Origin of the sequence: Bradyrhizobium sp. Ec3.3 (assembly GCF_000472925.1) — a bacterium.
In the GTDB taxonomy this organism is placed as follows: domain Bacteria; phylum Pseudomonadota; class Alphaproteobacteria; order Rhizobiales; family Xanthobacteraceae; genus Bradyrhizobium.
The window spans coordinates 1-11,522 of record NZ_AXAS01000075.1; the positions used below are offsets into that span (position 1 = coordinate 1).

At 59.0% G+C, this 11,522-nt stretch carries 11 protein-coding genes and 2 pseudogenes; 8 read left to right on the forward strand and 5 right to left on the reverse strand.

Annotated elements, in window-relative coordinates:
* Positions 1-69 precede the first annotated feature (69 nt).
* The 3 genes and pseudogenes from YUU_RS57450 to YUU_RS59455 all read left to right on the forward strand — a co-directional run.
* Positions 70-411, forward strand: a pseudogene (locus YUU_RS57450) (enoyl-CoA hydratase/isomerase family protein); the annotation flags it as partial.
* Between the two features lie 70 nt (positions 412-481).
* Positions 482-562, forward strand: a pseudogene (locus YUU_RS61760) (SOS response-associated peptidase); the annotation flags it as partial.
* Between the two features lie 835 nt (positions 563-1,397).
* The gene (locus tag YUU_RS59455) at positions 1,398-1,628 is read left to right on the forward strand and encodes a hypothetical protein (RefSeq protein WP_156944795.1); all 231 of its coding nucleotides are present in this window, start codon (positions 1,398-1,400) and stop codon (positions 1,626-1,628) included.
* A 326-nt stretch (positions 1,629-1,954) separates the two neighbouring features.
* Here the strand turns inward: YUU_RS59455 and YUU_RS62975 are convergent, their stop codons facing one another.
* From YUU_RS62975 to YUU_RS0140545, 3 genes are all read right to left on the reverse strand, one after another.
* Positions 1,955-2,158: a hypothetical protein gene (locus YUU_RS62975; RefSeq protein WP_371260563.1), complete on the reverse strand. Its 204-nt coding sequence runs from the start codon at positions 2,156-2,158 to the stop codon at positions 1,955-1,957.
* Between the two features lie 51 nt (positions 2,159-2,209).
* Positions 2,210-3,127: an MBL fold metallo-hydrolase gene (locus tag YUU_RS0140540; RefSeq protein WP_035664705.1), complete on the reverse strand. Its 918-nt coding sequence runs from the start codon at positions 3,125-3,127 to the stop codon at positions 2,210-2,212.
* 188 nt (positions 3,128-3,315) lie between these two features.
* Positions 3,316-4,140, reverse strand: coding sequence for an alpha/beta fold hydrolase (locus tag YUU_RS0140545; RefSeq protein ID WP_027527383.1), 825 nt, complete (start codon positions 4,138-4,140; stop codon positions 3,316-3,318).
* 552 nt (positions 4,141-4,692) lie between these two features.
* Here YUU_RS0140545 and YUU_RS0140550 point away from each other — a divergent pair.
* The 5 genes from YUU_RS0140550 to YUU_RS60590 all read left to right on the forward strand — a co-directional run bounded on the left by YUU_RS0140550 (position 4,693) and on the right by YUU_RS60590 (position 10,144).
* The gene (locus tag YUU_RS0140550) at positions 4,693-5,337 is read left to right on the forward strand and encodes a cation transporter (protein ID WP_027527384.1); all 645 of its coding nucleotides are present in this window, start codon (positions 4,693-4,695) and stop codon (positions 5,335-5,337) included.
* Between the two features lie 921 nt (positions 5,338-6,258).
* Positions 6,259-6,963 (forward strand): DUF899 family protein, encoded by a 705-nt coding sequence (locus tag YUU_RS0140560; protein WP_027527385.1) that lies wholly within the window; start codon positions 6,259-6,261, stop codon positions 6,961-6,963.
* Between the two features lie 346 nt (positions 6,964-7,309).
* Positions 7,310-8,767, forward strand: a complete 1,458-nt coding sequence (locus YUU_RS0140565) for an IS4 family transposase (RefSeq protein ID WP_027527386.1) — start codon at positions 7,310-7,312, stop codon at positions 8,765-8,767.
* Between the two features lie 6 nt (positions 8,768-8,773).
* On the forward strand, positions 8,774-9,439 hold the full coding sequence (locus YUU_RS53485) for a Cj0069 family protein (protein WP_051390160.1): 666 nt from the start codon (positions 8,774-8,776) through the stop codon (positions 9,437-9,439).
* A 567-nt stretch (positions 9,440-10,006) separates the two neighbouring features.
* Complete coding sequence (locus YUU_RS60590) at positions 10,007-10,144, forward strand: hypothetical protein (RefSeq protein WP_198031922.1); 138 nt, start codon at positions 10,007-10,009, stop codon at positions 10,142-10,144.
* A 526-nt stretch (positions 10,145-10,670) separates the two neighbouring features.
* Here the strand turns inward: YUU_RS60590 and YUU_RS0140580 are convergent.
* Both YUU_RS0140580 and YUU_RS62980 read right to left on the reverse strand, forming a co-directional pair.
* Positions 10,671-10,913 carry a hypothetical protein gene (locus YUU_RS0140580; RefSeq protein WP_027527387.1) on the reverse strand — a complete coding sequence of 81 codons (243 nt, stop codon included), beginning with the start codon at positions 10,911-10,913 and terminating at the stop codon, positions 10,671-10,673.
* Positions 10,914-10,960: 47 nt separating this feature from the next.
* Positions 10,961-11,497: a SpvB/TcaC N-terminal domain-containing protein gene (locus tag YUU_RS62980; RefSeq protein WP_371260564.1), complete on the reverse strand. Its 537-nt coding sequence runs from the start codon at positions 11,495-11,497 to the stop codon at positions 10,961-10,963.
* Positions 11,498-11,522 lie beyond the last annotated feature (25 nt).

Sequence of the window (11,522 nt, forward strand, 5' to 3'; positions counted from 1 at the left end):
GACCCGGCCAAGGAATCCTGGCGCAACATAAACGCGATCGACGATCTGGTCCTCGAGATTCTCAATACCATGTCCCATCTCGTCATCGCCGGATTGCGCGGCAATGCTGGTGCTGGTGGCGCTATGCTGGCGCTAGCGGCGGATCGCATCTATTCGGCCTCGGGAGTCGTCCTCAACCCGCATTACAGAGGTATGGGCGAGCTTTATGGATCGGAATATTGGACATACTTGCTGCCAAAGAGAGTGGGGCAAGCGCGGGCTCTGAAGCTGACGCAAGCTTGTCAACCAATCGGAGCGCGGGCAGCACGCGATATCGGTTTCCTCGACGAGGTATTCGGCGAAGACGCGCGAAGCTTTGAAGCCGAGATAAGAGATCGCGCCAGGCTCCTCGCCGCAAACCCGGAATTTCGCGCTCGCCTCCGAAAAAAAAGCATGAGGGACGTATGGAAGACGAAATCGCGAGGCCGCAGCTTGTCTGTGCTTCTTGACCACCGAGCCGAACGCAGTGATCGGGCCAATCCGTCCGAAGGCAACGCCGGTGATCCTGATCACCGAGGAAGAGCACCACGACGGCATTCCGAGCTCGTCAAGTTTAACAGAGAGGCATTGACACAGCTGCCCGAAACCACGTCGCGAGCTTCGTCATAGACGTTCCCGAAAGCCTCAAGGGCCTCCGGCTTTGCGACATTGGTGACGATGCAGAGATGCGCGAGTACGGTGGCAAGCGACGCCATCGCGTCGCGGGTAAATTCTTCGGTAACAGCATCATAAATTTTATCGAGCAACAACTGTTGCCTGCCCTTCGTCCGTTTCCATTTGATCCGCTCAGGCTTCATGTCAGGCTCGCGTAGTTGCGGGTTGAGCACGCCAGTCTTTTACGCCAGTCCCTTGGTACGCAGCTGTGATCCGCGTCACTTGGGCGCCGAAAATCCCAATCGGGAGTGCGGTTGTTCCATTTTTGGCCGTGAGATAGAGCCCGGGCTCCTCCTAGGAGCCAGGTGCTTGCGTCAATGGGAAAATGGGCCTCTCCCTCAGCGCCGGACCCTATTTTGCCCGACCCGGCCGAGCCGGTTTCAAACTGCTGGACTTAAAGGGGCGGCCGCCGCCGAGGTAGCAGGAGGAGGGTGCATTCATCGACGTCCGCTATGCCCGGTCGCGACCAAATTCGCCCGATTAGGTCCGGCACGGGCCGACGGAGAACGTTTCGGACTGCCCCAATTGGGCCCCTCGCTTACGTACCCTGGTGAACCGACTGCGGTTCCGACGGAATAAGCACGAAGCCATTTTCCTATTTCGGCGAAGACGGGCTGAAACGATTCGGGATCAGAGTTCAGTGCACGATACTCGAAATGAGGTCGATCCCACATTCGATCAAGCCACTGATAGGGAGAAGCGAAATGATCATTGACAAATCTCACCCCGCTCTTCTCGCATTTGCAATTTTCGCGATCAGCAGCATTGCACTTACCCCAGGCTCAGCGGCTGTCGCCAAACCTACAGTTCACCCGGACGCGCGAAACCATGGAATTCACGCGCGGGATCGTGGAATTCACTGGACGCCTGAACTGAGCGCGCCGGCGGCGCAACGCCTAATCAATGATCCCTTAGCAGACATCTTGTTGGGATGATGAAGGAGGCCGAGAATGGGATCGTCCGAGCCCTGCCAGCGAGCCAAACTGGCAGCAAGGCACCGAAGACAAAGGGGCATCATGTCAGACACTCAACAGCAAGATCGCCGTTATCGGCATCGATATCGGCAAGAATTCGTGTCCTCGGCATCGGTGTTGATTCTGATGCCGGGGAGCAAGTCGGTGTTGCCCCAGTGATGAGCTTTTGCGGTGGCCCCGCATAAATTCGACGCGTACCCAGCGCTTCATCAAGTCTACCACAAGATCCTTCTAGGGATTGCCGGTGGCGATGTTACGATTAGCATTGTAGTCGCTATCATGCAGCATCACATGGCCGGCATTCGTGTGAAGGTGGCAATGACCTCCGACTCGGCGTTCGAGTCGGCCATGTCGTTTGCAATGAGCTGAAGGTGGAAAATGGAGGCCGGCAGATCACCTTCGAACGTCAACGCGCCGATGCTATATACTGTCTTCACGTCCTTGAGCTTCACCGGAATATCGATGTGAAGCGGCTTCTCGTAGGCGGACATATCAATGCTCATCACGGAAGAAAGGGTGGTGACAATAATACGAGAGAACTGTCAGACGCCCTCGTAAACCAGCCGGGTGAAGAACGACGGGGTGATGAGGAACTGGCCCCACTTCGCATCGAACGCCGCGGTCGGTTTGGCGGCAATCGTGTCATCGAGCGAGCGGCCCCGCTGCTTGAGCTTGCCGACATTGTCGCGGATCGCGACAAGCATGTCGCGATAGGCCGAAAGTTCGGCCTTGTTGCTGACCGGGTTGCCATGGCCGGGGATGACGATCGTCTTGTCGGTTACTGCGGCGACGTTCGCCTCGGCGGCCTTGATCATCCCGTCGATGTTTCCGCCGGTTGAATAGTCGATGAACGGATAGATGCCGTTCCAATAGGTATCGCCGCAATGAAAAATGTCCGCCTCGGAAATCGTCACCGATAAGTCGCTGTCGGTGTGCGCAGGACCGTAATATCTAAGGAGAAGCGTGGACTGGTTGAGCTTCAGGGTTTTCTCAGACGAAAAGGTTTCGGTCGGAACGGCCGGCAGCGGAGAAGACGGGAAGTCGAAATCCCAGTCCTCGACTCTCTGGGCGACCAGCAGATGCTTGTGGGTGTTCTCATGGGCGATGATGGCTGCCCCTTCCGCATTCAGCCACTGATTGCCGTCCGTATGATCGAAGTGCCAGTGCGTGTTGATGAGGTGGGTAACCGGATCGCGGCTCAACCCATTGGCAGCCTCCAGGATGCGCGGACGGGATGCGGTGATCCCGGCATCAATGAAAACCTTGCCGTCGGCGCCTGTCATGACGGCAATATTGCCGCCAGACCCCTCGAGGATGCTGACATTGTCGCTCAGCTTGTGGACCTTAATGGGCGCTTTGGCGGCGTCGTCACGGATCAGGTCCACGATGTTGCCGGCTTCCGCGAAAGCCTGTCGCGGCGAGAGCCAGCCGCCGGATGCCGCCATTGTGGTCGCCGCCATGCAGCACAGACAGAATCCGCGTCGCGACATGATATGCTGATTGAGGGACGCCATGGGTCTCTCCTTATGGATGTCCGCAAAGGGTCCAGACGCCAGGGATGCGGCCACGCGCTTGCTGTTTGCAATGTGATCGATGGGCATGGCCTGCCGTCGGCCGCGCTCGCGCGCGGCCGACGGCTTGCGATGTGCTAACCCTTGATGAACGCCAAGAGGTCGGAGTTGATGGTCTCGGCCTCTGTTGTCGGCATGCCGTGCGGAAACCCCTTGTAGGTCCTCAGCGTGCCGTTCTTCAGAAGCTTTGCCGACAGCGGCGCGGAATCAGCATAGGGCACGATCTGGTCGTCGTCGCCATGCATCACCAGCATCGGCACGTTGATCTTCTTTAGGTCCTCAGTGAAGTCGGTTTGCGAAAACGCGACAACGCCGTCGTAGTGCGCTTTCGCGCCACCCATCATGCCCTGACGCCACCAGTTCAGGATCACGGCCTGCGATGGTTTCCTGTCAGGCCGATTGAAACCGTAGAAGGGCCCCGAAGCGAGGTCGAAGTAGAACTGCGACCGGTTGGCAGCCAACTGGCGCTGCAAATCGTCAAACACGGACTTCGGCAGCCCGCCCGGATTGCCAGGCGTCTGTACCATCAAGGGGGGCACGGCGGAAAGGATCGCGGCCTTGGCCACGCGGCTTTCGCCATGACGAGCGATGTAGTGCACGACCTCGCCGCCGCCAGTGGAATGGCCGACATGGACGGCGTTCTTCAGGTCGAGATGCGCGGTGACCGCCGCGAGATCGTCAGCATAGTGGTCCATGTCGTGTCCGGTACCACCCTGGCTCGAGCGCCCATGGCCACGGCGGTCATGGGCAATGACGCGAAAGCCGCGGTTGAGGAAGAACAGCATCTGCGCATCCCAGTCGTCAGCCGACAGCGGCCACCCATGGCTGAAGACGATGGGCTGTCCCGAACCCCAATCTTTGTAAAATATTTCGGTACCGTCTTTGGTGGTGATCGTGGGCATCGCGAACCTCCTGCTTCGCTAAACTGCGTGGACCGAGCCAAGAACAGAACCAAGGGCTCGGCAGGTGCTTCGGTGCTACGTGATATTCGCGCAAGGCTCGGGCAATTGCTAGCTAGCTGTCGTTAGAGGTCGTTCGAGAGCGGCGGCACTTTTCGTGCCACTTTCCACTATGGCACTCCTGCTGACATTCGTAGCGGCGTCCTTTGGTAGTCCGCGCGCCAAGGAAAGTTTGGCTACGCGCACTGGGAAACGTCTAAGGCTAGCAAAAAAGCTCGATCACGCTGGATACGCGTCTGTCTCAACTAGATTGAAGAGGTTCGATGGAGAGCGCGATTAGTGCCTCTCGTAAACCACGATCCGAGGAATCGAAGTCGCCTTCGGGTCAGACTCGGAGGTTCACGCCGGCGCGAACCAAGTCCGTGGTTCCTTTGGCCTATCTATAGGGAGAACCCCCAGCAGGTGATTTCGTCAATGCCAAAAGGGCGGCATGGGCTTCGGCGGCGGCTGATTGATGCCTTGTGGCTCCACCGGCTTGGCGCTTACATGTCGTACATGGCCGATTGCTGCTGTTCCCCTCCGCCTCTGAACTTGGGGCCTCCAAAACAGACCGCTGCACGCCGGCGGGCGCTCTGGGCGGTCCTGGCCATAAACGCCGCCATGTTCGCGGTTGAGGTTGCTGCAGGCGTTGCAGCGGGATCGGCCTCCCTTCAGGCAGACGCCTTGGATTTCCTTGGCGATGCCGCGAACTATGGCATCAGCCTGCTCGTCGTTGGGATGGCACTTCGATACCGCGCCTCCGCTGCGCTCGTGAAGGGCGCGACCATGGGTGTGTTCGGACTATGGGTAATCGGTACCGTTATTTGGCACGTTTGGGCCGGCACGCTGCCTAATGCCCTCACGATGGGAGCTGTAGGCGTGACGGCGCTGCTGGCGAACGTTGCGTCTTTCGGGCTGCTCTGGGCGCACCGGCACGGCGATGCGAACATGCGCTCCGCTTGGATCTGCACTCGCAACGATGTGCTGGGCAATCTCGCCGTACTGCTCGCTGCGGCCGGTGTATTCGGCACCGGGACGGGATGGCCCGACTTGATCGTCGCCGTCATTATGGCCTTGCTGGCCATCCAAGGGGCGACCGTGGTCGTTCGGCATTCTCTCGGAGAACTCCGGTCCGGCAGCCTGCTCCAGGCGAGCATATGATTTCGTCAATGGGAAGCGGAGAAATCTGCGGGTCCCATAACGCCCACTGGGCCCCTGCGCGTAAGCCCCGACCCACCCAATTTCAAACTGCTCGACTTAAAGGTGGCGGCCGCCGCCGAGGTTACAGCTGGAGGGTGCGTTAATCGACGTCCGTTGTGCCTCGGTCGCGACCAAATTCGGCCCCGTACCGAAGTGTCGCGATGGGCCCAAGAGGCGACATCAACAGAGGCCGTCTTAGAGCATCATGGAGACGGCACAGAGCAATTTGATAGTCATCAGCGCCTTGGCAAATTAGTGCCACGGTCACCAACTGAGCATTTCAGGAGCCCTATCATCCTCCTGCGGGAATGGCTCGTGGGTCTTACGACCGAGAAAGGTGTCGAGCATAGGGGCCTTAAGCGCTTCCACAGCACTCGCCACCGGCTCGCGCATGCGGGCGTTTTGCTCCGCAATCTCGAAGGCCGAGCTGTGGGCGTGAAAAATGTTGGGTTGTCGGGCAAGGCCGCGCTCCCTGTTGTGCAGGCGGGAGCGCGCTTGGTCTCTCAGCCACCGGACGCCTACGGGCAGAGCCTCGGCCGGTGATGAGTAGTAAACAGCACATGAGACGTTGAGTTCCTTTGGCCTATCTATAGGGAGAACCCCCCAGCAGGTGATTTCGTCAATGGGAAATTAGTGTCGCGATGGGCACACAAGGCGACATCGCCCGTTGGCGTCATATGATCGCCCGTTGGCGTCATATGAAAGAGGCCGCCTATTCCGATGGCTGTAATTCCTTAGAATTGAGCCAGCGCTCGATGCACTCGGATGCAGAGCCGCATCACGTAAACAGTGGCTTTGAGGGCGTAATGCCGGAGGTTCCGACGTGAAACGGTCGTGCGAGGCCGGAGTTATCGTAACGAACGATGTCGTCGGAGGCGCATGATGGACGCTCACACACTGAAGCCGGCCGCAACCCTAGCGAAGCTCGCCAGAACTCCATTCGCCGGCGAAAGCCCGGAGTACCGCACGGCGCGCGAGGCGCTGGTGGCCGAGGAAATCGAATTCCGCCGCCACATGACGCGGCTCTCCGAACAGCGCCGTTCGCTTCCCCCCGGTCCTGTCATCGAGAAGGACTATCGCTTCAAGGACGCCAACGGCTCCGAGTCGGGGCTCATGGACCTGTTCGGCAGACACAACGCGCTGGTGACCTACTTCTGGATGTTCGGGCCGCAACGCGAGCGACCGTGTCCGATGTGTACTAACTGGCTCGGCGCGGTGAATGGCAACGCGGCCGACATCAAGCAGCGCGTCGCGTTGAAGGTGCTCGGCCGCTCGCCGGTGCCGCGACAACTTGCATTCGCGCAGGAGCGCGGCTGGCGCAATCTGGATTTCGTACAAACCATCGGCGACGACTACGCCAAGGATATCGGGTCGCTGAAAGGCGACGGCTCGGAATGGCCGGCGATCACTGTGTTCAAGCGCGACGGGGATAAAGTGCGGCTGTTCTGGGCCGCGGAGATGACGGCAGATATGGCCGATCCGGGCGAAGACCCGCGTCTGGCTCCTGACGTCGCCTCTTTGTGGTCGATTCTGGATCTGACGCCAGACGGACGCGGCAAGGACTGGTATCCGAAGCTGAGTTACTGAGAGCGACCGTTGCGCGGAGGAAAACGCAATCTCGAAATGGCGTTGTCCGCCATCGGGTCAAAAGCAGATATCAGCCAACAATCCTCGTCCGCTCTGGATCAATCGCGACAGAGCTGGCCGGGCAGATATTCCGGTGATGTCCGCTATGCTGGAAACTGGGACATCGATCTAACAAATGCGAATGGCCGAGTCTGACCTAGTGGGGACTTTGTTGTACGCATCCGGTGACGCTTTCAATTACCCATAACTTTGACCACTCGGGCTGATCCGCTGATCGGCGAAATCTTGAGTCGAAAGAATCACTTGTGGTTCCTCGCTGAGCACCTGATTCGCGAGGGGGTGCTCTATGGGGCTGACATTAAGGGGTCGATCGGCAAAAGGCTGTTTGCGATCCTTGGAAGGCGAATGTTGGATTGATCGAGAGAGTAGTGGATGCGAGTTTAGGGACGCGCGGCTCGGCGACAGATTCCGCAAACTGCTCACGCAGATTGGAAGCGCCATGGGACAAAGCATTCCGCTCGTCTGCCAGGATTGGGCGAATACCAAGGCAGCCTACCGCTTCTTCTCCAATGACCGGGTCAGCGAAGCGGACATTCTGGCCGGCCATTTCCAGTCGACACGTGATCGTGCTGCCGCCGCTGAAGGTCTCGTTCTTGTGCTGCACGACGCAACCGAGTTTAGCTATCAGCGCGAGAAGTCAGAAGCGATCGGTATCACCAAGAGCATAAACAGTGGCCGGGACAAGGCGGGTCGCCTCAGATCGCACACGGTTTGCGGCATCCTGATGCATTCGAGCCTCGCGGTTACAATCGAGGGTGTGCCGCTGGGGTTGGCGGCCGTTAAGTTCTGGACCCGGAAGAAATTCAAGGGGACGGCGGCGCTTAAAAAGAAGATTAATCCGACCCGGATTCCCATCGAGAAAAAGGAAAGCGTCCGGTGGTTGGAAAATCTCAAGCAGTCTACGCGACTCGTGGATCGTCCGGGACGATGCATCCATATCGGTGATCGCGAGAGTGACATCTACGAGCTTTTCTGCGCAGCACAGGAGATCGGAACCCATTTCCTGATCAGGACCTGCGTCGACCGCTTGGCTGGAGACGGGGATCACACGATCGCCGACGAAATGGACGAGGTCGCCGTCAAAGGGCTCCATCGCATCGAGGTCAGAGACAGCAACGGCGATCCCGACCAGGCCGTTCTTGAGATCAGGTATCGCAAGATTCGCGTCCTGCCGCCGATCGGAAAGCAGAATCGCTATCCCGCTCTGAGCCTGACGGTGATCCATGCCGAAGAGTGCGGGACGCCGAAAAACAGAAAGAAGATCGATTGGAAGCTGATCACCGACCTGCCCGTTGGTTCTCGCACCGACGCCATTGAGAGGCTCGAATGGTATGCTTTGAGATGGAAGATCGAGGTGTTCCACAAGATTCTCAAATCGGGCTGCAAAGCTGAGGAGTCGAAGCTCAGGAGCGCTCAGCGTCTGACCAATCTGATCTCGCTCTTTTGCATCCTGAGTTGGCGGGTCTTCTGGATGACGATGCTCAACCGCTCGGCCCCAGACGCGCCGCCAACCCTCGCGTTGACTGCGACTGAAATCGGTCTGCTCGATCGCCTCGTCAACAACCAACCAAAAGCAAGACAGAAAACGCTTTCGCACTATCTGATCAAGATCGCCCGGCTCGGCGGGTATCTCGCCCGTGCCAGCGATCCGCCCCCGGGCAATACCGTCATGTGGCGCGGACTGTCACGCCTCACCGACATCGCGCTCGGCGCCATGATCGGAGGAGAATTTGTGGGTAATTGAAAGACGATGAGCTGGGGCTGCGACACGGCCCTCTATCAAACGGCCGAGGCGATGCGTGCGGAATTGCCGCCACGGCTCGGCGCCGGGCCGCGCGTTATCAAGCGGAATCGCGGCAATGGCGGTCAGGGTGTGTGGAAAGTCGAGGCGCTGGCCGGGCCGATGGTGAGCGTGCTTGACGCTACAAAGGACACATCTGAGGGCATAGCACTGGACGAGTTTCTCGATCGGTGCATCGAGTATTTCGAAGACGGCAACGTGATCGATCAGCCGTTCCAGGCGCGCCTGAGCGAAGGTGTGATGCGCTGTTACATGGCAGGCGATCGTTGCGCCGGCTTTGGCCACCACAAGGTCAAGGCCTTGGTCGCGTCACCGGCAGCGCGCGCCGAAGCCGGACCGCGGCTCTACACCTCCAATGCCGACCCGCGCTTCCAGCGCCTGCGCCGGTTGATGGAAGACGAGTGGACGCCGCAGCTGACCTCCTTACTGGATATCCCGAGGCGCGATCTTCCGATCATCTGGGATGCGGACTTCATGCTCGGCCCGCCCAGCACTGACGGGACTGACAGTTACGTGCTCGGCGAGATCAACGTGAGTTCAGTCTTCCCGATCCCCGATGAGGCGCCGGCGGAGATCGCCAGCCGGGTTGCCGACCGGTTGCAATCGAAGCTCTGAATGGCCGCTTCCGCGCTATCGTTTTTCACTGAAGCCATCAACTGTGCTGTGCTCGCGCGTTTCGTGTTCGCCATCGACCCGGAGTCCGCCCGGCGCGTGCATGTCCAGTCCCGGGCCGGCCAAACGTGCGGTTTGCGCCAAGAGCTGCCTTTTCGACTCGTACCTCCGACCAATTGCGCGCCCACTCCGTTCGTCGATAATTGGCGTCGAGAGTCCGAGATTTCCCAAACGGCTGCCCCTGTCCATGACGTTTGCTCCCCTCGCGCTCCCCCAGCAAGTCGCAATCGCGCTAGCCTCTTCATATGCACACGCAATGCTCAGGCGGCCCCAACCTTTAGAAGGTTGAGGTCTGCCGGATTTCGGCCCTCAGATTTCCAATTCGCTGAAGCATCGGCCAAAGTACAGACCGATCAAGGATGTGACACAGTGCCACAGAAAAAGCACAGCGCCGAGCACCGGAACGTGTTTCCAGAAGACCGAAATGATATGGGAATCCGATCTTTGGCCCGACACAGCTCCCGGAGCCCGATCTGCGTCGGCAACTGGTTGCCGGCGAACTATAGAGCGATGAACAAGCCGGACGAACCAGATCAGGATAAGCCAAGGCCCAAGCCTTTGCCCTCAGAGGAAGCCCTGCGGATCATCGAGGAGTACGCGAAGGGCCTGCGTGAGATCATCAAGAACATCCGTCAGCGCCTCAACTAAGGCCGCACTATTTGGCGGTCTTTTCATTTTCGAATGTCACTGATGGCGCATCAGCGAAGTGTGATGGCGCATCAGCGAAGTGACGGCACGCCTCTGCGAGGCTCACGCTTGTTCCGGAAACGCTCACATCCATTTGTTGTGGACTAACTCTTCATTAACGCCTGCGCCGTCACCATACTTGTAGCGAGTGTTTGGGCATGGAGGATCTTTTAAGATGCTTCAGAGCGTGCTTGTCATTTTTGCGGGCGCATCCCTGTTCGGCCTAACGGGTGTTCTGTTTCGTGATGAAATCACGAGCGAGCGCTGGCTTAGAGGACAAAGGGCCACTAATGCTAATCGCCGGTCCGCAACCTTCCGATAGTGGTATGGCTGACCCCGAACGTCCCGGCGATATCGCTTAGGGCGCCCCGGCCTCGCGCCGTGCCAGAGCCTCGCGTTGCTGATGTGGCGTCAAGGTCGGTGGCCTGCCCATATGCACCCCTCGGGCCATCGCCCTGGCCCTGCCTTCGCTGGTACGGGTCAGCGGTCAATCCTTCGCCTTCAGTCGCGCTTCATTTTCGGCAATAAACGCACGAATCTCATCGGACATGCTCAGAAGCTTCAACCATTGCTCTTTATATAGCGTCACTGGAAAGCGCCCCATTCCGTAAACGGAGAGGCCGCCCTTTTCACTTACTTTCATGCGGACGCCTTCGGATGCTCCTTTCTTGAGAGTCACGTTCTCTCTGCGGAGGCGTTCGAGCTCAGCTTTCATATCATCATCGGACATGGCATTCTCCCACTTGTTACCGTGATTTTATCACGTCGCCTCGTCGCTCATAGACAAATCGCAAACGATGCACTTGAGGCTCCACGGGGCCAAAAGATAACTGGCGCATTTGCGGGCCGAGCAAATTGTGGAAAATCCGGTGAGCCATACAACGCTCGGCAGTTGCCATTAAGCGCAGTTGTGAGAGTGTATGGCGTCAATCGGGGGCTTTGAAATGCGTGCATTGCTCGGCGTGTGCCTTGCCATCTCGAGTGGGCGTGAGTGTCATCGCCTTGACCCCACCGAATGTCGGCATTCGCGCGAACCTGTCGAACGCCGGCGTCTCGCGTGTCGTCATCCCGGACGCCGGCGGATTCAGCACGGTGACCCTGCTTGCTGCGAACACGCCAGTGGTCGCTTCCTGCGGATGCGTCGGCGTAGTGCAAGATCTCAGCGAACAGGCCCTCGGTTCGCGGCCGATAGCGCGCGACGGAGCAGCCCCGTTCGTCACGCCCGACACCCAGCGGGACCAGGTCCTCGACGCCGGACAGGATGAAGGGGTCGCGATCCGCGACGTTCGGCGCGGCGTCCAAGTAGCGCGGCACGCATTTCGTGCTTCGGGTAACACGA